At 71.8% G+C, this 21,239-nt stretch carries 19 protein-coding genes and 2 tRNA genes; 11 read left to right on the plus strand and 10 right to left on the minus strand.

Annotation, left to right across the window (positions count from 1 at the left end; all coding sequences use genetic code 11):
* Window positions 1–33 precede the first annotated feature (33 nt).
* Window positions 34–1,146, plus strand: a complete 1,113-nt coding sequence (locus Q9S36_RS30695; RefSeq protein WP_311288625.1) for an aromatic acid exporter family protein — start codon at window positions 34–36, stop codon at window positions 1,144–1,146.
* A gap of 44 nt (window positions 1,147–1,190) precedes the next feature.
* Here Q9S36_RS30695 and Q9S36_RS30700 read toward each other — a convergent pair whose 3' ends face one another.
* The 3 genes from Q9S36_RS30700 to orn all read right to left on the minus strand — a co-directional run bounded on the left by Q9S36_RS30700 (window position 1,191) and on the right by orn (window position 3,586).
* The gene (locus tag Q9S36_RS30700; RefSeq protein WP_311288626.1) at window positions 1,191–2,642 is read right to left on the minus strand and encodes a phospholipase D-like domain-containing protein; all 1,452 of its coding nucleotides are present in this window, start codon (window positions 2,640–2,642) and stop codon (window positions 1,191–1,193) included.
* Window positions 2,643–2,834: 192 nt separating this feature from the next.
* Window positions 2,835–2,907: transfer RNA gene (locus tag Q9S36_RS30705), tRNA-His, on the minus strand.
* A gap of 46 nt (window positions 2,908–2,953) precedes the next feature.
* Complete coding sequence (gene orn, locus Q9S36_RS30710; RefSeq protein WP_311288627.1) at window positions 2,954–3,586, minus strand: oligoribonuclease; 633 nt, start codon at window positions 3,584–3,586, stop codon at window positions 2,954–2,956.
* Between the two features lie 75 nt (window positions 3,587–3,661).
* Between orn and Q9S36_RS30715 the strand changes: the two genes are divergently transcribed.
* The 4 genes from Q9S36_RS30715 to Q9S36_RS51675 all read left to right on the plus strand — a co-directional run bounded on the left by Q9S36_RS30715 (window position 3,662) and on the right by Q9S36_RS51675 (window position 7,388).
* Window positions 3,662–4,258, plus strand: a complete 597-nt coding sequence (locus Q9S36_RS30715) for a MauE/DoxX family redox-associated membrane protein (RefSeq protein ID WP_311288628.1) — start codon at window positions 3,662–3,664, stop codon at window positions 4,256–4,258.
* Entirely contained in the window at window positions 4,194–4,967 is a 774-nt protein-coding gene (locus Q9S36_RS30720; protein ID WP_311288629.1) for a thioredoxin domain-containing protein, read from the plus strand. Before Q9S36_RS30715 ends, Q9S36_RS30720 begins: the two co-directional genes overlap by 65 nt.
* Window positions 4,968–5,010: 43 nt before the next feature.
* Window positions 5,011–6,039, plus strand: a complete 1,029-nt coding sequence (locus Q9S36_RS30725) for an adenosine deaminase (RefSeq protein ID WP_311288630.1) — start codon at window positions 5,011–5,013, stop codon at window positions 6,037–6,039.
* A gap of 245 nt (window positions 6,040–6,284) precedes the next feature.
* Complete coding sequence (locus Q9S36_RS51675; protein ID WP_396653878.1) at window positions 6,285–7,388, plus strand: acyltransferase family protein; 1,104 nt, start codon at window positions 6,285–6,287, stop codon at window positions 7,386–7,388.
* On the opposite strand, the gene Q9S36_RS30735 is transcribed toward Q9S36_RS51675, so the two are convergent.
* From Q9S36_RS30735 to Q9S36_RS51680, 3 genes are all read right to left on the minus strand, one after another.
* Window positions 7,350–7,422: transfer RNA gene (locus Q9S36_RS30735), tRNA-Arg, on the minus strand. The two genes, Q9S36_RS51675 and Q9S36_RS30735, sit on opposite strands and share 39 nt — an antisense overlap.
* 60 nt (window positions 7,423–7,482) lie before the next feature.
* Window positions 7,483–8,901: a dicarboxylate/amino acid:cation symporter gene (locus tag Q9S36_RS30740; RefSeq protein WP_311288632.1), complete on the minus strand. Its 1,419-nt coding sequence runs from the start codon at window positions 8,899–8,901 to the stop codon at window positions 7,483–7,485.
* 61 nt (window positions 8,902–8,962) lie between these two features.
* Window positions 8,963–9,079: a putative leader peptide gene (locus Q9S36_RS51680; protein ID WP_396653875.1), complete on the minus strand. Its 117-nt coding sequence runs from the start codon at window positions 9,077–9,079 to the stop codon at window positions 8,963–8,965.
* Window positions 9,080–9,160: 81 nt separating this feature from the next.
* Between Q9S36_RS51680 and Q9S36_RS30745 the strand changes: the two genes are divergently transcribed.
* Entirely contained in the window at window positions 9,161–9,757 is a 597-nt protein-coding gene (locus Q9S36_RS30745; RefSeq protein WP_311288633.1) for a hypothetical protein, read from the plus strand.
* A 3-nt stretch (window positions 9,758–9,760) separates the two neighbouring features.
* Here Q9S36_RS30745 and rlmC read toward each other — a convergent pair whose 3' ends face one another.
* Together rlmC and Q9S36_RS30755 are read right to left on the minus strand one after the other, a co-directional pair.
* On the minus strand, window positions 9,761–10,915 hold the full coding sequence (gene rlmC / locus Q9S36_RS30750) for a 23S rRNA (uracil(747)-C(5))-methyltransferase RlmC (protein WP_311288634.1): 1,155 nt from the start codon (window positions 10,913–10,915) through the stop codon (window positions 9,761–9,763).
* Window positions 10,908–12,311 carry an aminopeptidase P family protein gene (locus Q9S36_RS30755; protein WP_311288635.1) on the minus strand — a complete coding sequence of 468 codons (1,404 nt, stop codon included), beginning with the start codon at window positions 12,309–12,311 and terminating at the stop codon, window positions 10,908–10,910. The genes rlmC and Q9S36_RS30755 overlap by 8 nt, the downstream gene beginning before the upstream one ends.
* 107 nt (window positions 12,312–12,418) lie before the next feature.
* Here Q9S36_RS30755 and Q9S36_RS30760 point away from each other — a divergent pair, with 107 nt between their 5' ends.
* From Q9S36_RS30760 to ettA, 5 genes are all read left to right on the plus strand, one after another.
* Window positions 12,419–13,537 carry a PrsW family intramembrane metalloprotease gene (locus Q9S36_RS30760; RefSeq protein WP_311288636.1) on the plus strand — a complete coding sequence of 373 codons (1,119 nt, stop codon included), beginning with the start codon at window positions 12,419–12,421 and terminating at the stop codon, window positions 13,535–13,537.
* On the plus strand, window positions 13,534–15,276 hold the full coding sequence (locus tag Q9S36_RS30765) for a GTPase domain-containing protein (RefSeq protein ID WP_311288637.1): 1,743 nt from the start codon (window positions 13,534–13,536) through the stop codon (window positions 15,274–15,276). The genes Q9S36_RS30760 and Q9S36_RS30765 overlap by 4 nt, the downstream gene beginning before the upstream one ends.
* Window positions 15,277–15,316: 40 nt before the next feature.
* A complete protein-coding gene (locus Q9S36_RS30770; RefSeq protein WP_311288638.1) occupies window positions 15,317–16,972 on the plus strand; it encodes a YfjP family GTPase in 1,656 nt (551 codons plus the stop codon).
* 150 nt (window positions 16,973–17,122) lie between these two features.
* Entirely contained in the window at window positions 17,123–17,575 is a 453-nt protein-coding gene (gene ssb, locus Q9S36_RS30775; protein ID WP_311288639.1) for a single-stranded DNA-binding protein, read from the plus strand.
* Between the two features lie 102 nt (window positions 17,576–17,677).
* Window positions 17,678–19,360 (plus strand): energy-dependent translational throttle protein EttA, encoded by a 1,683-nt coding sequence (ettA, locus tag Q9S36_RS30780; protein ID WP_311288640.1) that lies wholly within the window; start codon window positions 17,678–17,680, stop codon window positions 19,358–19,360.
* A gap of 121 nt (window positions 19,361–19,481) precedes the next feature.
* On the opposite strand, the gene Q9S36_RS30785 is transcribed toward ettA, so the two are convergent.
* Together Q9S36_RS30785 and Q9S36_RS30790 are read right to left on the minus strand one after the other, a co-directional pair.
* Window positions 19,482–19,970, minus strand: coding sequence for a MarR family winged helix-turn-helix transcriptional regulator (locus Q9S36_RS30785; protein ID WP_311288641.1), 489 nt, complete (start codon window positions 19,968–19,970; stop codon window positions 19,482–19,484).
* Window positions 19,971–19,986: 16 nt separating this feature from the next.
* The gene (locus Q9S36_RS30790) at window positions 19,987–21,201 is read right to left on the minus strand and encodes an acetyl-CoA C-acetyltransferase (RefSeq protein WP_311288642.1); all 1,215 of its coding nucleotides are present in this window, start codon (window positions 21,199–21,201) and stop codon (window positions 19,987–19,989) included.
* Window positions 21,202–21,239: the final 38 nt, after the last annotated feature.

A 21,239-nucleotide genomic window follows, 5' to 3' on the forward strand; every position in this document is an offset into this window, starting at 1 on the left:
GGGTCGACGGTCGGGGGGAGGGAGGGGTACAGCATGTGGGAGACGATCCGATCACGGATCGACGACAGGCTCAGCGACCCGGTGTGGTGGAACGACGTCCTCCAGCTGGGCAAGACGGTCCTCGCCGCCGTGGTCGCGTGGGTCCTCGCGGCGAGCGTCCTCGACCTGCCGCAACCGTTCCTGGCGCCGTGGTCCGCGCTGCTGGTGGTGCACGCCACCGTCTACCGGACGTTCTCGAAGGGCAGCCAGCAGGTGGCCGCCACGGTCGTCGCAGTGGTGCTCGCGTCGGCCGTGGGCGAGACGCTGGGGCTGAGCACGGGAGCGGTCGCCCTGCTGCTGGCGGTCGCGCTCCTGCTGGGCGCCGTGCCGTGGCTGGGAGCCGAGGCGACCACCATCGCGACCACCGGGCTCGTCGTCCTCACCACGGGCTTCGACAGCGACGTGATGCTGATCTCGCGCCTGCTCGACACCGCCATCGGCGTGGCCGTCGGGCTCGCGGTCAACGCCGTCGTCTGGCCGCCGCTGCGCCGCCACACCGCCGCGAAGGCTCTCGACCGCATCGACGACGGGATCGGGGAGCTGCTGGTCGACATGGCGGACGGGCTGGCGGAGAGCGGGAGCACCGAGGACGCCCGGGAGTGGGTGGAGCGCACGCGCGACATCGACCAGGACCTCGACCACGCGTGGGCGCTGGTGCGCCAGGCCCAGGAGAGCGCCCGGATGAACCCGCGTCGCTCGGCCCGGCAGATGCGCGACCCCCAGCAGTGGCACGAGCTGCTGCGGCGGCTCGAGCAGTCGGTGGCGGAGACGCGGAGCCTGGCCCGGACGCTCGGCGCCCAGGCGCACCACGGTGCCCTCGACGAGCGGTTCGCCCGCCGGTGGGTCGCCATGCTCCGCGAGGCCGGGCGGGCCGCGGTGGAGGGCGACCCCGCCACGCTGGTCGACGTACGCCGACAGCTGCAGGAGTACAGCGACGAGCTGCGCGCCACGGAGCGCTCGCCCCAGTGGCCGGTCTACGGCGCGCTGATCATCAACCTCCGCAACATCGTCGACTCCCTCGACGAGGTCGCGGCAGCCAACCCCATCAGGGGCCGGCCCCTGCGGCTCGGCATCCCGCGCCGCCTCGGAGGTGTCGAGCGCAGCTGACGCCGCGTGCTTGCCGGGGACGACGGGGTCCCCGCCGGCATGGGTCAGTCGGCTTCCCAGTAGGGGCCCGTGCGGTGGCGGTCGGGCTCGACCGTGGTGACCGGGCGGCGCGTGGTGACCCACGTCCTCCGGATCGTGCCGTCCGCACCGCGCACCATCCGCGCCTCGCGGAACTCCGCGTAGGTGGTCGTGTAGGCGTCACGGGAGTTGCGCGGGTGGTCCCACTGGTAGTCGAAGTTCCTGACGTACTGCCGCGCCACCCGCCTGCCCTGGACGGTCATCCAGATCTCGTCGTTCGCGGTGCTGAGGCTGGCCCAGTTCGACGACCCGGTCAGCACCATGCTGCTGTCGGGGACGCCGTTGTAGGTGCCCTGGACGACGAGGTACTTCTGGTGGCTGTAGTAGTCGAGGATCAGGTCGTCCTCGCCGTCGTGGTTGAGGTCGAAGTCGTCGTCGGTGTTGTAGTCCATGCCGGTCGACCGCAGCGGGATCCGCCCGCGCGCCGTGGGCGCGCCCAGGACCTGCTTGGTGTGGTAGCCGATGAGGCCGTAGCTGACGCGGACGTCGCAGCCCTCGGCGTACTTGTTCCTGATCGCCGCGGCGAGGTAGTCCCCGCGCCGGCCCCGCATGGTGTGCATCGAGAGGGCGAGGCGGGTGCGCTGCTGCCCGCCGGCGCCGTCGGGGGTCAGGCACTGGACCCGGTCGAGCATGTCGATGACGAGGTCGTTCTCCGGGCCGGAGAGCTTCGGGAGCGCCCAGACGGTGTGCTTGTCGACTGAGTCGTCGCAGGCGGCGGCGGTCGGCGTGCCGCAGAAGTGGCGCGGCGGGCGTCGGGTGTCCCAGTCCTTCTTCATGTTGTTGAAGAGGGAGACGAACTGCCGGAAGAGGGTGTGGTCGCCCGAGGTGAAGTAGAGGTCGTTCCACTGGTGGAGGGCGGCGTTGAGCATCATGTTCGCCGAGCCGACGGCGATGACGTCCTTCGACCTGCCCGCCCGGGTGAAGGAGTAGAACTTCGAGTGCAGGTTGTTGTACTCGTTCTGCGTGCTGCGGCAGCCCGCCCGGCACTTGTAGATGAAGCTCTTCTTCTTCCGGTTGGTCCCGACCTCGGCCCGGACCGCCTGCATCGCGCGGGTGTCCTGGTGGTCGTTGAGCAGCATCTGGACCCGTACGCCGCGACGGTGCGCGGCGATCAGCGCGTTCGCGACCGGCATGCGGTCGAAGGAGTAGACCGCGATCCGGATCGTGGCGCGCCTCGGCGTGTGCCGGATGGTGCGGATGACCTCGCGCTCGATCGTGAAGTGGCCCGCCTTGCGGTGCGGGTCGTTGAAGAAGGGCCCGCGGGGCGCCTTCCAGTGCTGCGGCTTGGCGGCGCGCACGTCGGGGGCGCCGGCCGCCGTGCGCGAGTCGTCGTACGACGCCCAGGCCGGGACGGCAGCGCCCCACGACAGGGCGAGGAGCACGAACGCGACGACCCAGCGGGTGGAGCACCTCGACACGGACACACCTTCCTGGGTTCGCCGGCGAGGAGGACACCTCGACACGTGCGGTGGAGAGCACGAGCCGGGCACAGCAGTGCCCGGCACGCCTACTTGACGCGACTCGAGCCCTCCGCGTCAAAACGGCGAGCCGTGGAGACGGGTGGAGACGGATCGAGCCCCCGGCCGCTGGCCGGGGGCTCGATCACTCGGGGTGAGTAACGGGACTTGAACCCGCGACATCCGCGACCACAACGCGGCGCTCTACCAGCTGAGCTATACCCACCATGTCTGCTCGCACGGATGCGAGGACGACGTGAAGTGTAGGGCAATCAGGCGCCAGATCCAGCATCGGGACCGAGGCCGGTCAGCTGGCCGCCGTGGCGTGCGGCGATCTCCTTGGCCTGGGAGCTGTCGGGGCCGGGCTGGGGCACGAAGACGGCCTCGCGGTAGTAGCGCAGCTCCTCGATGCTCTCCTGGATGTCGGCCAGCGCGCGGTGGTTGCCGCGCTTGGTGGGCGCCGCGAAGTAGGCACGGGGATACCAGCGGCGGGAGAGCTCCTTGATGGAGGACACGTCGACGATGCGGTAGTGGAGGAACGACTCGAGCGTGGGCATGTCACGGGCGAGGAAGGAGCGGTCGGTGGCCACGGTGTTGCCCGCGAGCGGGGGACGCGTGCCGTCGGGGCAGTGCTCCTTGATGTAGGCCAGCACCTGCTCCTCGGCCTCCGCGAGCGTCGTGCCGCCGGCGAGCTCCTCGAGCAGCCCGGAGGTCTCGTGCATGGTGCGCACGAACTCGACCATCTGGTCGAGGGACTCCTGCGACGGCTTGATGATGACGTCGACGCCCTCGCCGAGGACGTTGAGCTCGAAGTCGGTCACCAGCGCCGCCACCTCGATCAGCGCGTCGGCGCCGAGGTCGAGGCCGGTCATCTCGCAGTCGATCCACACCAGTCTGTCGGTCACGACCCGCCACCCTACAGACCGCCGCCGACGGCCCTTCTCAGGCTCGACTCAGGCTCACCTCCTACCCTTCGGGATGTGCGTGCGGATGTGAAGGACTGGTTCGGCCTCGTCGCGCGGCTCGTGACCGGCGGCGTGTGGATCGTCGCCGGCTCCCTCAAGCTGCCCTACCCCGCCGACAGCGTCCGCGCGGTGCGTGCGTACGACCTCCTCCCGGAGTCCGTCGTGCCCGCGGTCGGCCACCTGCTGCCGGTCGTCGAGGTCGTCGTCGGCCTGTGCCTGGTGCTCGGCGTGCTGGTGCGCAGCTCCGCCGCCGTGTCCGCGCTGCTCTTCGTGGCGTTCGTCATCGGCATCAGCAGCGCCTGGGCACGCGGCCTGTCGATCGACTGCGGCTGCTTCGGCGGCGGGGGAGAGATCCCGGACGCGGCGGCCAAGTACCCCGGCGAGATCGCCCGTGACGTGGGACTTCTGGCCCTGTCCGCCTGGCTGGTGGTCCGGCCACGATCGCGACTGGCGCTCGACACCGTCCTGTTCCGCACGTCCGGCGACGACGACGTCGTCGACACCGATCACCTCGACACCGACCACCTCGACACCGAAGGAAGCCTCGATGGCGCAGAAGAAGAGCTCGCACAGGACCGCGCAGGAGAAGGCCGCGGCACAGGCCCGGCGTGAGCAGCGCCAGGCGCGCACGCTGCGGGCCCGCGAGCAGGCCGAGGAGCGCCGCAAGGCCGCGAAGCGCCGCGAGCAGCTGACCCGCGCCGGCATGATCGCCGCCGTGCTGGCGCTCGTCGTGGGCGGCTACTTCCTCATCACCAGCCTCGGGTCGGACAAGCCCGACACCGCCCCCGAGGGCGCCAGCGGGAACTACGGGATGGTCCTCGGCGACGCGGACGCCCCGAAGTCCGTCGTGGTCTACGAGGACTTCCTCTGCCCGTTCTGCGGCCAGCTCGAGCAGACCGTGCGCGACCGGCTCGACGCAGCGGTCGAGGCCGGCGAGGTCAAGGTCGAGTTCCGGCCGCTGCCGTTCCTGGAGCGGATCGACGACTACTCGCCCCGCTCGGCCAACGCCTTCGCCGTCGTCCTCGACGCGTCGGGTCCGGAGGTCGCCAAGGAGTTCCACGACCTGCTCTTCGACAACCAGCCGTCCGAGGAGGGCCCGTTCCCCAGCGATGACGACCTCGTCGACCTGGCGGTCGAGGCAGGGGCGACCGAGTCCGAGGTGCGCCCGGGCATCGAGGACATGGCCTTCGAGGGCTGGGTCGACGCGGCCGGCGAGGCAGCGTCCAAGGCCGGGGTGAACTCGACCCCGACCGTGCTGATCGACGGCGAGAAGGCGACCGGCACGACGATCGACCAGATCGCCTCGGAGATGGTCGACTGACCGGGCCGGGCGACGCTGCCGCGGTCCTGAGACACTGCGGGGCGTGAGCCTCCAGGACTTCATCGCCGGACTGCCCAAGGCCGAGCTGCACGTGCACCACGTCGGGTCGGCGTCGCCGCGGATCGTCTCCGAGCTCGCGGCGCGCCACCCCGACGCCGGGGTGCCGAGCGACCTCGAGGGCCTGAAGGACTACTTCACCTTCCGCGACTTCGCTCACTTCATCGACGTCTACCTCGCCGTCGTCGACCTGGTCCGGACGCCCGAGGACATCCGGCTGCTGACCTACGAGGTGGCGCGCGAGATGGCCGAGGGCCAGAACCTCCGCTACGCCGAGCTCACCTGCACGCCGTACACGTCCGTCGTGCGGGGCATCGCCATCGAGGCCTACACCGAGGCGATCGAGGACGCGCGCGTCGCCGCGGAGCGTGACTTCGGGCTGGTGCTGCGCTGGATCTACGACATCCCGGGGGAGTCCGGGCTGCCCGCCGCGGACGCCACGCTCGAGTACGCCCTGGACCACCGCACGGACGCGCTCGTGGGCTTCGGGCTCGGTGGTCCGGAGATCGGGGTGCCCCGCGCGCAGTTCCGCGAGCACTTCGACCGTGCCCGCGCCGCCGGCCTCCGGTCCGTGCCGCACGCCGGGGAGACCACGGGCCCCGAGACGATCTGGGAGTCGGTGCGACTGCTCGGCGCCGAGCGGATCGGGCACGGGACCTCCGCCGCCCGGGATCCCGAGCTGCTGGCCCACCTCGCCGAGACGGGCGTGGTGCTCGAGGTGTGCCCGACCTCCAACATCGCCACCCGTGCCGTCGAGCGCATCGAGGACCACCCGCTGAGGGCGTTCGTGGACGCCGGGGTGACCGTCACCATCAACTCCGACGACCCGCCGATGTTCTCCACCTCGCTCAACCACGACTACGAGGTGGCCGCCGGGCTCCTGGGCCTCGACGAGACGGGCGTCGCCGACCTCGCCCGGGCGGCGGTCGAGGCGTCCTTCGCCGCCACCGACGTCAAGGCGCGGGTGCGCGGGGAGATCGACGCGTACGCCGTCCATGCGGGTCCGCGCGTCTGAGCCCGGGAACGTCATTGGCCCGGCGGACTCATACTCCGCCGGGCCTGCACCGATCCTCACGGCAGGTGGGCGGCCGACGGGGGAGGTGGCCCGGCGTGTCGGCCATCGGGCCCGCGCCGAAGTAGGGTCCCCGCGTGCGCTTCCTCCTCGGGCTCTTCGGGCCGACCCTGACCCACGACCGGTTCCTCGCCGACCGCCACTTCGGCGGGCTCGACGGGGTCCGGGCCATCGCGGCCCTCGCCGTCGTGGGGTTCCACTTCAGCGGGCCGGCCCCGATGTTCGCCGGTGGTTGGCTCGGCGTGCACATGTTCTTCGTGCTGTCCGGCTTCCTGATCACCACGCTGCTGCTGCGCGAGGAGGCCGCGACGGGCCGCATCTCGCTGCTCGGCTTCTGGGTGCGCCGCATCTTCCGCATCGCCCCGGCCTACTACGCCGCCCTGCTGGGCTCGGTCCTGCTCCTGAAGTGGAACGGCGTCTACGAGGCGGCCGGCGGTCCGGAGGCGATCACCTGGTTCCTCACCTTCAACCCCGAGCTCGCGCCGAGCTTCATGAACTTCACGCAGGCCTGGACCATCGGCATCGAGCAGAAGTTCTACCTCGTCTGGCCGCTGCTGGGCTTCGTGCTGCTGCCCCTGGTCGGTGTCGCGCTCGGCAGCGCCGCGCGGGCGCGGGCGGTCGCCTGCGCGCTGATCCTGCCCGCGATGCTGTGGCTGATCTGGCACCACAACATCTCGTGGGTGCACTACGTCGCCATCCTGCTCGGCTGCGGCGTCGCGCTGATGATGCACGCCCGGCCGACCTTCCGGGTCCTGTCCCTGCTGTCCTCGCGCGTGGTCCAGGTGGCGCTCATCGTCGCCCTCTACTGGGTGCAGAGCCACTCCGCCGAGCTCACGGCCCGCTGGGCGGGCCCCGAGCAGCTGATCCTGATCTTCTCCGTGCTGTGCGCGCTGGGCCTCCCGAGCCTCTGCGGACGCACCGAGGTCAGCCGGGTGCTCGCGATCACGCCGTTCAGGTGGCTCGGCGAGCGGTCGTACTCGATCTACCTGTTCCAGGTGATCGGCGGCCACTTCGTCGCGATGGCGCTGCCGGCGTGGCCCAACAACCTGCACAAGACGCTCGTGGTCCTGGTCGTCGTGGTGATGATCGCCGACTTCGTCTACCGCTTCGTCGAGCGGCCCGGCATCCAGGCGGGCCGCTGGCTCGCGTCGTGGCTCGCCGCCCACCCGCTCCGCCGGCGCCCGGCAGCGCAGGTCCCGGTCGAGGCCGTGCCCGCCGTGGGGGACGTGCTGCCGGTGGGGGCCGCGCCACAGCGCCCCCGGCAGGACTCGAACCTGCAACCCACGGATTAGAAGGCCGTTGCGCTATCCATTGCGCCACGGGGGCAACGGCGACCAGTATCCCAGTCGCCGCCGCCCCCGTTGACGCAGGTTGACCCTGCCGGCGTCAGGCGGGCACGCCCTCCGGCACCGCCGCCCGCGCGTCGCGGTCGGCCGACTCCGACGGGGCGGGGTCCTCACGCCACGGCGTACCGCTGCGCGGGGCGTCGTACGCCGCCTGGTCGAGGATGCCCTCGCGCTTGGCCACGATCGTCGGCACCAGCGCCTGGCCGGTGACGTTGACCGCGGTGCGGCCCATGTCGAGGATCGGGTCGATCGCGAGCAGCAGGCCCACGCCCTCCAGCGGGAGGCCCAGGGTCGACAGGGTCAGGGTGAGCATGACCGTCGCGCCGGTGACGCCCGCCGTGGCGGCCGACCCGATCACGGAGACGAACGCGATGAGCAGGTAGTCGGTCACCGACAGGTCGAGGCCGAAGAACTGGGCCACGAAGATCGCCGAGATGGCCGGGTAGATCGACGCGCAGCCGTCCATCTTGGTGGTGGCGCCCAGCGGCACCGCGAAGGAGGCGTAGGCGCGCGGCACGCCCAGGTTGCGCTCGGTGACGCTCTCGGTCACCGGCATCGTGCCCACCGACGAGCGCGACACGAACGCGAGCGAGATCGCCGGCCAGGCGCCGGAGAAGAACTGCTTGACCGACAGCCCGTTGAGGCGCAGCAGCACCGGGTAGACCACGCCGACGACCAGCAGCAGGCCGGCGTAGATCGCTGCGGTGAAGGTGCCGAGCGAGCCCAGCGCGTCCCAGCCGTAGGAGGCGACGGCGTTGCCGAGCAGGCCGACGGTCGCGATCGGGGCGAGGAGGATGATCCACCACAGCACCTTCTGGACCACGACCAGCGCGGAGCGGACGAAGGTGAGGAACGAGTCGGCCGCCTCGCCGACCTTGAGGGCCGCGATCCCGGTCGCGATGGCGACCACGAGCAGCTGGAGCACGTTGAACGACATCGACACGCTGCCGTCGTCGTTCGCCGAGCCCTCGAGGCCGAGGACGTTCGCCGGGACGAGGCCGGTGAGGAAGTCCAGCCACGAGCCCGTGCTCGAGGGTGCGCCGGCCGCATCGGAGGTCACGCTCGTGTGGTCACCGGGCTGCAGCACGAGGCCGAGTACGATGCCGATCGAGACCGCGATGAGTGCGGTGATCGCGAACCACGCCAGTGTCTTCCAAGCCAGCCGCGCAGCGCCCGTGACGTCGCGCAGGTTGGCGATCGAGGCCACGATCGCGAGGAAGACCAGCGGCGGCACGACCGCGCGCAGCAGCGTGACGAACGTGCTGCCGATCGTGCTCAGGGTCTCGGTGAGCCAGTTCGGGTCGACCTCGCCGGTCGCGTCGACGCCGTCCGCGCCCATGCTGCGGGCGACGAGACCGAGGGCCACGCCCAGGACCAGTCCGATCAGGACCTGGACGCCGAACGAGGGGAGACGGAGGCGGCGGGTGCGCTGCTCCGGCTCAATAACTGAAGTATTCATACTGGAAAGATAACCTTTCAGTACCGCACGCCGCCGATGCGGGTGCGGACGACGTGCGGGATCAATCGACGGCACACCGGTGGCGACAGAGCGCGCTCCCGGTGCGGACGAGGTCGACGGCACGACGCTGCGTCAGCAGGTCGCCGACGGTCGTCGGAGCAGTGGTCGAGTCGCGCACACCAGTGCCAACCGGGCGCCCCCGCCCGGGATTCCGTGGTTCCGGTCACAGGAGGCGGTGGCGATCCCCTAGGGTTCGGCCATGTCCCGTCGCCGCGGTGCCCCCCTGGCCGCCCTCCTCGCCGCCGTCGTCCTGCTGCTGCCCACCGCGGCCCACGCGGAGAAGGTGGTGACCGAGGACCCCGCCGGTGACGTCGTCACCATCGTCGACGACGACCTCGAGCAGACGACGCCTGCTCCGGACCACGCAGGCGCGGACGTCGTGCGCACGGTCGTCGCGCACGGTGACCACCGCGTGGCGATCACGGCGCACTTCCGCGGCCTGGGGCGCGACCCGATCCACTTCACCTTCGTCCGCGTCCGTACGCCCAAGGGCACCTACGACCTGCTGGTCGAACGCTGGGGCGGAACGCCCGTCACGAGCCTGACTCGCGGCGAGGACGAGGTCGACTGCCGCGCGCTGAAGGGCAAGGCCGACCTGCGCACGGACACGGTCGCCGTCACGCTGCCGGCGGCGTGCCTGGGATCGCCTCGCTGGGTCCAGGTCGGTGTGGGGGCGCTCTCCGTCGACGCCGACCAGGTGGACCAGGAGGTCGCTGCCGGCTACGTCGACGACGCGCACCGCGCGGGCGAGATTCGTGACGACCTGGCGTGGGGCCCGAGGGTCCGTCGCGGCTGATCCTCAGCGCGACAGCAGCACCATCACCTCGTAGTGGGTGGTGTGCGGGAACATGTCGAGCACCCGGGCCTGCACCGGGCGCAGCGACGGCATCGCGGCGAGGTCCCTGGCGAGCGACTCGGCGTTGCACGAGGAGTAGACGACGTGCCGCACGCCCGACTCCTCCAGCCAGGTGGACAGCCCGGGTCCGATGCCGCGTCGCGGCGGGTTGACCACGACGAGGTCGGGGACGGTCGGCTGCTCGAGCGCCCACTGCGTGGCGTCGGCCGCGACGAAGGCGACACCCGCAGCCCCGGTGGCTCGCGCCGCCTCGATCGCCTCGGCCGACGCCTCGACCCCCACGACCTCGCGGTCCGGGCCGGTGAGGTGCAGCGCGAACCCGCCGACCCCGCAGTAGAGGTCCCACACCGTCCGCACGTCGATCAGGTCGTCGACCCACGCCCGCGCCTGCTCGTAGAGCGCCTCGGCGACAGGTGTGTTGGTCTGGAAGAACGACCGCGGTCCCAGCGCCAGCGTCACGCCTGTGGCGAGCCGCATCGGCATCGTCGACTCCGGCGTGAGCACGATCTCCCGCTCGCCCTCGAGCACCGCCTTGTGCTCGGGCTGGACGTTGAGGGTCACCACGCGCAGAGCCGGCAAGGCGTCCAGGAGCGCTGGCAGGCGCGAGCGGACCTTCGCCTCCAGCGCCGTCGACCGCATCACCAGCCGCAGCATCAGCTCGCCGTCCGGTGACTCGGTCAGCAGGACGTGCTTGAGCTCGCCGCGCCGCGCCGCGACGTCGTACGGCACCAGGGCGGCGCTGCTGATCCAGGAGGCGATCACGCCGAGGGCCGCCCGGAGGCCGTCGGAGTGCAGGCCGCAGTCGTGCAGGTCGATCCCGGCGAGGTCGCGGTCGAGGATGCCCAGCGTCGGCGCGTCGACCGTCCCGCCGACGGCCATCTTCGCCTTGTTGCGGAAGCCCACGTCCGGGCCGGCGACGGTCGGCAGCCACACCGGGGCGTCGACGAGCGAGCGCGCGTGCGCCTCGTTGTCGGCGAGCTGCTGCTCGCGGGCGACCCCGAGGAGCGTGCAGGAGCGGCAGCGGAAGGCGTCGTAGTGGTGGCAGCGCGGCAGCCCGTCGACGACCCGCAGGCTGGGTGTCGGCGCCGGGTCAGCCACCGATGCGGGAGCCCATCCACTCCTCCACGTCGGCCGACGAACGGGGGAGCGACGCCGACAGGTTCCGGTTGCCGTCGGCGGTGACGAGGATGTCGTCCTCGATCCGGATGCCGATGCCGCGCAGCTCCTCGGGGACGAGCAGGTCGTCCTCCTGGAAGTAGAGGCCCGGCTCGACGGTGAGCACCATGCCCTCGGCGAGGTCGCCCTTGGGGTAGATGTCGGTCGACGCGCGACCGCAGTCGTGGACGTCCATGCCGAGCATGTGCGAGGTGCCGTGCAGGGTCCAGCGGGCGTAGACCTTCGACTCGGGGTCGAGGGCCTCCTCGGCGGGCACCGGGAGCAGGCCCATGTCCGCGAGGCCGTGGGCGAGCACGTCCATCGCGGCGTGGTGCGCGGCGAGGAAGGCCGCGCCGGGGCGTACGGCGTCGATCCCGGCCTGCTGCGCCTGGTGCACGAGGTCGTAGAGGTCGCGCTGGAGAGGCGTGAAGGTCCCGTCGACGGGGAGGGTGCGGGTCACGTCGGCGGTGTAGAGGTTGTGGCCCTCCACGCCCATGTCGAGCAGCACGAGCTTGCCGGGCTCGATCGCGCCGGTGTTGTCGATCCAGTGCAGCGTGGTGGCGTGGGAGCCGCCCGCGCAGATCGAGTCGTAGCCGATGTCGTTGCCCATCGCCCGTGCGCGGCGGAAGAACGTGCCCTCGATCCAGCGCTCGCCGAACTCCCGCACCCGGTCCCACTCGCGGACCGAGTCCTCGAAGCCGAGGGTGGTGATGTCGCAGGCCTCCTGCAGCTCGCCGACCTCCCACTCGTCCTTGACCAGCCGCAGCTCGTCGGCGACGCGGGCCAGGTCCTCGTCGGTGGTGATGTCGCGGGTCTTGCGGTCGTCGTCGAAGGACGGCAGGTCCTTCACGTGGCGCACCTCGATGCCCAGGGAGTCGGAGATCTCCTGGGCCGAGGGACGCCGTCCGGCCCACAGCTCGCCGTACTGGCGGTCGCGGAAGAACTCGTCGGTGTCACGCTCCGACCGCGGCCGGGCGTACAGGACGGACTCGCCGTCCTCGACCACCAGCACCGCGTCGGAGGTCTGGTTGCCGGTGAAATAGGTGTGCGCGGTGTCGGGGCGGAAGCGGTAGTCGGTGTCGTTGGCCCGCACCTTGTAGGTCCCGGCGGGGAGCACCAGCCGCTCGCCGGGGAACGCCTCGGCCAGCCTCGCGCGGCGAGCGGCCGCCCAGTCGGCCACCGGGTGGCGCGGCAGCTCGAGGTCGCGGTTGCCCCAGCCCTCGCGCATGAACGCGGCGTAGGCGGCCGGGACGGCGGGGTCGTGCGACTCGGTCCTCGGCTGGTCGGCAGCGCTCTCGGCAGGGTTCTCGGCAGGGTTCTCCGCAGTGGGCTCGCTCACGCGGCCACTGTACGACGCTCGCGCGCACGCGCACGAGGCAGACGGGCCACCCCCAGAGGGGTGCGGCGGAGGGGCCCCGGGGCCCCTGCTCCGTTAGGGTCGGGATCATGCACCGAGGCCGCCGCGACAGTGTTGCCTTCACCGTCGTGGTGGGCGTGCTGGTCCTGCTCGGCGGGATCGCGATGGCGCTCGTCGTCGGCCTGTCGGGAGCCCCTGGTTCGCTGGCACTCGCGGCCCTGCTCGCCGCCGTGCCCGTCGGTCCGCTCGTGGGCTGCTTCATGTGGCTCGACCGCTACGAGCCGGAGCCGCGCAACCTCCTCGTCGCGGGCCTGCTGTGGGGCGCCTTCGTCGCCACGGCGGCCGCCCTGGTCTTCCAGGGGATCGGCATGGCAGGCGGCGCGAGCGAGCGCGACAGCCTGTCGGTCCTCGCCCCGGTGACCGAGGAGGCCACGAAGGGCTTCTTCCTCCTCCTGCTGCTGTGGTGGCGCCGCCACGAGCTCGACGGCGTCCTCGACGGCATCGTCTACGCCGGCATGGTCGGCATCGGCTTCGCGTTCACCGAGAACATCCTCTACCTCGCCGCCGCCTACGACGGCACCGACGGCATCGGCCCCGGAGGGACTACGGCGCTCACCGGCACCTTCATCCTGCGGTGCCTGATCAGCCCGTTCGCGCACCCCTTCTTCACGGTCTTCATCGGCATCGGGGTGGGCCTCGCCATCGCCTCGCGCCGGGTCGCGGTGCGTGTGCTCGCTCCGGTCGTCGGATTCGTCATCGCCGCGGCGCTGCACGGCTTCTGGAACTCCTCGACCCTGTCGGGCACCGGTCACTTCTTCGTGGTCTACGGGACGATGATGTTCCCGGCGTTCCTCGGCGTGGTCGCCTTCGCGGTCTACCGGCGCCGATCGGAGCGACCCCTCCTCGGTGAGGCCCTCCAGGACGCCGCGGACCGTGGGCTGCTCCCGGCCACCGACATCCCCTGGCTGGTCGACCTGCGGGCCCGACGCCACGCCCGTCGCTGGGCCCGGCACCAGGGCGGCCCGCAGGGCGAGCGCGCGATGCGCGCCTACCAGGCAGCGGCCGTCGAGCTCGGCTACCTCCACCACCGCTACCTCCGTGGCACCGCGCCCGACGACTTCAGCGTCCGCGGGCAGGAACACGTCGAGGAGCTGCGGCGCATCCGTCCCTACATCTCCTTCCCCGGACAGGTGGTGCCCACCCGATGACCGACAACACCGCGATGGTGACCGCGCTGGTCCGCCTGCGCGGGGCGCTGCAGGAGGCGCGGCTGCCCCTGGAGCTCCCCGGCGCCGACGAGCAGCGCGCGGCCCGCGCCGAGATGGTCGACCAGCTCGAGGACTACGTCATCCCGCGCCTGATGACCCTCGACGCGCCGCTGCTCGCGGTGGTCGGCGGCTCCACGGGGGCCGGCAAGTCCACGCTCGTGAACTCGATCGTCGGCACCCGCGTCACCACGCCCGGTGTGCTGCGACCCACCACCCGCTCGCCCGTGCTGGTCCACCACCCCGACGACGCGAAGTGGTTCGGCCAGGACCGGCTGCTGCCCGAGCTCGAGCGCGTCTCGCGCCAGACCAACGACCCCGAGGCGCTGCAGCTGGTCGCGTCGCCCGCGATGAGCCCCGGCCTGGCGATCCTCGACGCGCCCGACATCGACTCGGTGGAGGAGCGCAACCGGGTGCTCGCCGCCCAGCTGCTCGCCGCAGCCGACCTCTGGCTCTTCGTCACCTCCGCGGCGCGCTACGCCGACCAGGTGCCGTGGGACTTCCTCCGCAAGGCCGCCGAGCGCTCGGCCGCCGTCGCGATCGTGCTCGACCGCACGCCGCCCGAGGCCGTCGACACCATCTCCACGCACCTCGCCCGCATGCTCGCCAGCCGCGGCCTCAAGGACTCCCCGCTGTTCACCGTCGAGGAGGGCCCGGTCTCCGACATGGGCCTGCTGCCCTCCGAGTCGGTGATCGAGATCCGGCAGTGGCTCCAGGCCCTCGCCGACGACCAGGAGGCGCGCGCCGCGGTCGTCCAGCAGACCCTCGACGGCGCCATCCGCACCCTGGGACGTCGTACCCACGCGGTGGCGGACGCCGCGACGGAGCAGACCGATGCCGTACGCCGCCTGCGCGAGGACGCCAACGACGCCTACGACCGGGCCATCACCGCCGTCAGCGAGGCCTCGGCCGACGGCACCCTCCTGCGCGGCGAGGTGCTCGCCCGCTGGCAGGAGTTCGTGGGCACGGGCGAGCTGCTGCGGTCGCTCGAGACCCGGGTCGGCTGGATCCGCGACAAGGTCGTGAACGCGATCAAGGGCAAGCCCCAGCAGGCCGAGCGCGTCACCGTCGCGGTCGAGTCGGGCCTCGAGACGCTGATCCTCGAGCACGCGGAGGCCGCCGCCGAGCGCGCCGAGGCGTCGTGGCGCAGCACGGCCGCCGGTCAGGTGCTGGTCAAGGACGCGGGGGAGGACCTCGGTCGCGCGTCCCGCGACTTCCGTCGCCGGGCTGAGCGCGCCGTGCGCGACTGGCAGGCCGACGTGCTCGAGATGGTCCGCACCGAGGGCGCCGACAAGCGCTCGACCGCACGGTTCCTGGCGTTCGGCGTCAACGGCCTCTCCGTGGCGCTGATGGTGGTGGTCTTCGCCCACACTGCCGGCGTCACCGGCGCCGAGGCCGGCATCGCCGGCGGGTCCGCCGTCCTCGGCCAGAAGCTGCTCGAGGCGGTCTTCGGCGACCAGGCGGTGCGGTCGCTGGCCGACCGCGCCCGCCGGCGGCTGGAGGCGTCGGTGGGCGAGCTGCTCGATGCGGAGCGCCGCCGCTACACCGACCTCCTCGACAGCCTCGAGGTCTCGCCGGAGGCTCCGGAGCGGATGCGGGCGGCGGCCCGGAAGGTCGACGATCTGCGGTATGCCGCGACGCACACCACCCGGGGTGCGGTGGTCGAGGACAGCGAGCCCTAGGGTTGAGTCCCGAGATGTCCGCCAGAGCCGTGAGGGAGTCATGACGTCGTTGCTCGAAGGGGCCAAGAAGCTGGTCACCAGGAGCTCTGACATCGGCGCCCGCGTCGACGGACTCGAGCGGGCCGCGGCCGCCGCGCGCGGCCGCGTGGACGATGCCGTCGTCGACGACGCCACCGCCGTCGCCGCCCGCGCCGCGGGCCGCCTCAAGCTCTCCGCCGACCACACGGTCGTCGCCCTCGCCGGCGCCACGGGCTCCGGCAAGTCCTCGACCTTCAACGCGCTGACCGAGCTCGAGCTCGCCGCCGTCGGCGTACGCCGCCCCACCACGTCGTGGGCGACCGCGTGCGTGTGGGGCAAGGAGGGCGCCGAGGAGCTGCTCGAGTGGCTCGGCATCCCCGCCCGGCACCAGGTGACCCGCGACTCGATGCTGTCCAAGGGCGACGAGGACGCCGAGATGCGCGGTGTAGTGCTGCTCGACCTCCCCGACCACGACTCCACCGAGGTCTCCCACCACCTGGAGGTGGAGCGCCTCGTCCAGCTCGCCGACATGTTGGTCTGGGTCCTCGACCCGCAGAAGTACGCCGATGCGGCGATCCACGACCGCTTCCTCAAGCCCCTGGCCGGGCACCGCGACGTCATGCTGGTGGTGCTCAACCACATCGACTCGGTGCCCGAGGACCGCCGCCAGTCGATGGTCGACGACGTACGCCGCCTGCTCGAGGCCGACGGGCTGCCCGGTGTGCCGGTGCTCCCTGTCAGCGCCCGCCACGGCTGGGGCATCGACGAGCTCCGCTCGCTGATCGTCAAGCGGGTGGCGGAGAAGAAGGCCACCCGCGCGCGGCTCGAGGCCGACCTGCGCACGGCCGCCCAGCGGCTGCAGGAGGAGGTGGGCAGCGGCACGGCCCCGACGCTGTCCCCGGAGCGCGTCGCCGCGCTCGACGACGCCTTTGCCGACGCGGCCGGTGTGCCGATCGTGGTGAAGGCGGTGGCCGACTCCACCCGGATGCGCGCCAACCGGGCCACCGGGTGGCCGGTGACGGCGTGGTTCTCGCGGCTGCGTCCCGACCCGCTCAAGCGGCTCCACCTCGACCTCGGGGCATCGGGCAAGGAGCTCACCGGCACCGCCCGCACCTCCGTGCCACAGGCGACCGGGGTCCAGCGGGCCCGCATCGACAGCGAGGTGCGCGCGCTGGCGGACCAGGTCGGTGAGGGGATGGCCCCGGCGTGGGCCGGCGCGGTGCGCGCGGCCTCGGTCTCGCGCCTGCCCGACCTCAACGACCGGCTCGACCGCGCCGTCGCGGCCACCGACCTCGGCGCGGCGAAGATCCCGTTCTGGGCCGGCCTGGTGCGGGTCCTGCAGTACCTCCTCATCCTGTCCGCCGTGGTCGGGGCCGGCTGGCTGGCCCTGCTCGCGCTCGGCTCCTACGCCCGGCTCCCCGAGCCGCCAACCCCTGAGGTCGGCGCGTTCCCCGTCCCGACGCTGCTGCTGCTCGGCGGGATCGGGCTCGGGCTGCTGCTCGCGCTCGTGTGCCGCTGGCTGGTGTCGATGACCGCGAGGTCTCGCGCCCGCGCCGCCGACAAGCGGCTGCGCGACGCGATCTCGGAGGTCTCCGCCGAGGTGGTCGTGGAGCCGATCAAGGCCGAGCTGGCGTCGTACGCCGCGGTCCGCGACGGCCTCTCCGCAGCCCTGAAGTAGGCGTTCGCGGGCCGCGCTCCGTCCACAGGGACGACGGGACCCGCGTCGTCCACAGGCTCCGGCCACCATCGGCCGGGACTGTCGGGCGCGCTGTCGAGCCTTGGGGGAGCGCGGCGGACCCTCCGCCGCCCCCACAGGAGGCATCGTGCGATGAACGACACCCAGATCACCCTGACCGGCTGGATCGGCGGCCCCGTCACGCTCCGCGACCTCGGCGACGGGCGCCAGGTCGCCTCGTTCCGCCTCGCCTGCACCCCTTCGCGCTTCCGCGACGGGGAGTGGGTCAAGGGCACCACGACCTGGCACACCGTCAAGGCGTGGAACCGGCTGGCCGGCCACGTCGCCCAGTCGCTCGCCAGCGGCGAGCCCGTCGTGGTGCACGGCCGGCTGGTCGCCGACGTGTGGGAGCGCGACGGGCGTCCCCAGACGTCGTTCGAGGTGGTCGCGAGCGCGGTCGGCCACGACCTCACCCACGGCACGACCGTCCTCACCCGGCCGGTGCGGGCCGAGGTGCCGAGCGAGGCGCCGACCGAGGCCCCGACCGAGGTCCGCGACCCGGTCCCTGTCGAGGCGTCCGTCCCCTCGGGTGCCGAGGCCGCCTGAGCCGCGGGCGCGACCGCGGCCGGGAGGGGTGGCAGTCGCAGTCGGGCCGGGAGTCCCGGTGCGATTGTCGGCCCGGCCGCGGTTCCCCGTAGGCTCGCCCGCATGGCTGAGTACGTCTTCACGCTGCGCAACGTGCGCAAGGCCCACGGTGACAAGGTCGTCCTCGACAACGTCACCCTCTCGTTCCTCCACGGCGCCAAGATCGGCGTCGTCGGACCCAACGGCACGGGCAAGTCCTCGCTCCTCAAGATCATGGCGCAGCTCGACCACGCCAACAACGGCGACGCGATCCTCGACCCCGAGGCGACCGTCGGCATGTTGCAGCAGGAGCCGCCGCTGACCGAGGGCAAGACGGTCCTCGAGAACGTCGAGGAGGCCGTGGGCGACCTCAAGGCGAAGATGAAGCGCCTCGAGGACGCCTACATGGAGATGGGCGACCCCGACGCCGACCAGGACGCCCTGATGCAGGAGACGGGCGACCTCCAGACCGAGCTCGACAACGCCGGCGCGTGGGATCTCGACAGCCGTCTCGACCAGGCCATGGACGCGCTGCGCTGCCCGCCGCCGGACGTGCTGGTCGACAACCTCTCCGGCGGCGAGCGCCGCCGCGTGGCGCTGTGCAAGCTGCTTCTCCAGCAGCCCGACCTGCTGCTCCTCGACGAGCCCACCAACCACCTCGACGCCGAGTCGGTGCAGTGGCTCGAGGGCCACCTCGCCTCCTACCCCGGCGCCGTCCTCGCCGTCACCCACGACCGGTACTTCCTCGACAACGTCGCGCAGTGGATCCTCGAGCTCGACCGCGGCAAGGCCCACCCCTACGAAGGCAACTACTCCACCTACCTCGAGACCAAGAAGGACCGGCTCAAGGTCGAGGGCCAGAAGGACGCCAAGCGCGCCAAGATGCTCGAGAAGGAGCTGGAGTGGGTCCGCTCCAACCCCAAGGCCCGCCAGGCCAAGAGCAAGTCGCGTCTCGCGCGCTACGAGGAGATGGCGGCCGAGGCCGACCGGATGCGCAAGATCGACACGTCCGAGATCAACATCCCGGCCGGCCCGCGCCTCGGCGACATCGTGCTGGAGGCCGACGGGCTCGGGAAGGGCTTCGAGGGCCGCACCCTCATGCACGACCTGTCGTTCAAGCTGCCCCGCGCGGGCATCGTCGGCGTGATCGGCCCCAACGGTGTCGGCAAGACCACGCTGTTCCGGATGATCACCGGCTCCGAGGAGCCGGACGAGGGCAGCCTCACCGTCGGACAGACCGTGAAGCTCTCCTACGTCGACCAGAGCCGCGGCGGCATCGACCCGAACAAGAACGTCTGGGAGGTCGTCTCCGACGGCCTCGACTTCATCAAGGTCGCCAACTTCGAGATGAACAGCCGCGCCTACGTCGCCTCGTTCGGCTTCAAGGGCCCCGACCAGCAGAAGAAGGCCGGCGTGCTGTCCGGTGGCGAGCGCAACCGCCTCAACCTCGCGCTCACCCTGAAGATGGGCGGCAACCTGCTGCTCCTCGACGAGCCCACCAACGACCTCGACGTGGAGACCCTGTCCTCGCTCGAGGACGCCCTGCTCGACTTCCCCGGCTGTGCCGTGGTGACCTCCCACGACCGCTGGTTCCTCGACCGCGTGGCCACCCACATCCTCGCCTGGGAGGGCGATGACGAGGACCCGGCGAAGTGGTTCTGGTTCGAGGGCAACTTCGCCTCCTACGAGGAGAACAAGGTCGAGCGCCTCGGCATCGAGGCGGCGCGCCCGCACCGGGTCACGCACCGCCGCCTGACCCGCGACTGACCGAGCCCCCGTCCCCGACGGTTCATCACGGTACGTCGCCGAATGGGCGCTTGCCACGGTCAACTGACCGTGGCAGGCGCCCATTGGCCTGCATACCGTGGTGGACCAGCGGCAGCGGCGACTAGCGGATCTCGGACTCCGGGTGGCGAGTGACGAGGTGGTCGGCCACCCGGTCGAAGACCCGGCCGACGGCAGCGAAGTCCTCGTCGGCGACGAGGTCGACGAGGTTGCGCCGTACGCTCTCGACGTGGCACGGCGCGGCCCGCACGAGCAGGTCGTAGCCCTTCTCGGTCATCGTGGCGACGACCCCGCGGCCGTCCTCGGGGGTCGTGCCGCGGGTGACGTAGCCGACCGCCTCCATCCGAGCGACGGTGTGCGTGACCCGGCTGCGCGAGTGTGCCATCGCGTCGGCCAGCTGGGCCATCCGCATGGCGCGGCCCGGCCGCTCGGAGAGCCGGACCAGCACCTCGTACTCGGTCAGCGACATGCTGAACTCACGGCGCAGGTCGTCGTCGAGCCGCTCCTCGAGCAGGGTCATGCCCATCATCAGGGCACGCCACGAGTGCTGCTGGTCGTCGTTGAGCCAGCGCGGTTCCCCCGGGGTGGTCATGGGGGGCAGCCTAGTGTCAGGAGAGCCGCTCGAGGATCAACGCCATGCCCTGGCCGCCGCCGACGCACATGGTGATGAGCCCGGTCGACTTGTCGTGCCAGTCGAGGCTGTTGAGCATCGTGTTCTGCAGGCGGGCGCCCGTCATGCCGAACGGGTGGCCGACCGCGATGGCGCCGCCGTTCACGTTGAGCCGATCGAGGTCGATGCCGAGGTCCTGGTAGGACGGCACGACCTGGGCCGCGAACGCCTCGTTGATCTCGACGAGGTCGATGTCGCCGATGCTCATGCCGGCGTGCTTCAGCGCGTTCTTCGTCGCCTCGACCGGGCCGAGGCCCATGATCTCGGGGGAGAGGCCGGAGACCCCGGTCGACACGATCCGGGCGAGCGGCGTGAGACCGAGCTCGGCGGCCTTGGTGTCGGACATGACCACGACGGCGGCAGCACCGTCGTTGAGCGGGCAGCAGTTGCCCGCGGTGACCACGCCGTCGGGGCGGAAGACCGGGTCGAGCGCCGAGATGGCGTCGTACGTCACTCCGGCGCGGGGGCCGTCGTCCTGGGTCACGACGGTGCCGTCGGCCAGCGTGACGGGGGTGATCTCGCGCTCCCAGAAGCCGTCGGCGATCGCCTTCTCGGCGAGGTTCTGCGAGCGGACCGCGAACTCGTCGAGCTCCTTGCGGTCCAGTCCGCGCAGCCGCGCGACGTTCTCGGCCGTCTGGCCCATGGCGATGTAGATGTCAGGGAGCTGGCCGTCCTCGCGGGGATCGGTCCAGTCCTTGCCGCCCTTGGCGTACTCGGCGGTGCGCGCCTCGGCGTCCTCGAAGAGCGGGTTGCGGGTGCCGGGGATGTGGTCGGAGGTGCCCTTGGCGAAGCGCGAGACGGTCTCGACGCCCGCGGAGACGAAGATGTCGCCCTCGCCGGCCTTGATGGCGTGGAAGGCCATCCGGGTCGTCTGCACCGAGGAGGAGCAGTAGCGGGTGACGGTGGCGCCGGGGACCTCGAGGCCGAGCAGGGTGGTGACCACGCGGGCCATGTTGTTGCCGGACTCGCCACCGGGCAGGCCGCAGCCGAGGAGGAGGTCCTCGATCGTGGTGGGGTCGAGCGCGGGGATCTTGTCGAGCGCGGCCTGGACGACGAGGGCCGTCAGGTCGTCGGGACGGAAGTCCTTGAGCGAGCCCTTGTTGGCGCGGCCGATGGGGGAGCGCGCTGCGGAAACGATCACTGCCTCGGGCATGGGAGAACTCCGGTTACTCGTCGGTCACTGTCTCCTCG

Source organism: Microbacterium sp. ARD31, from assembly GCF_031844425.1.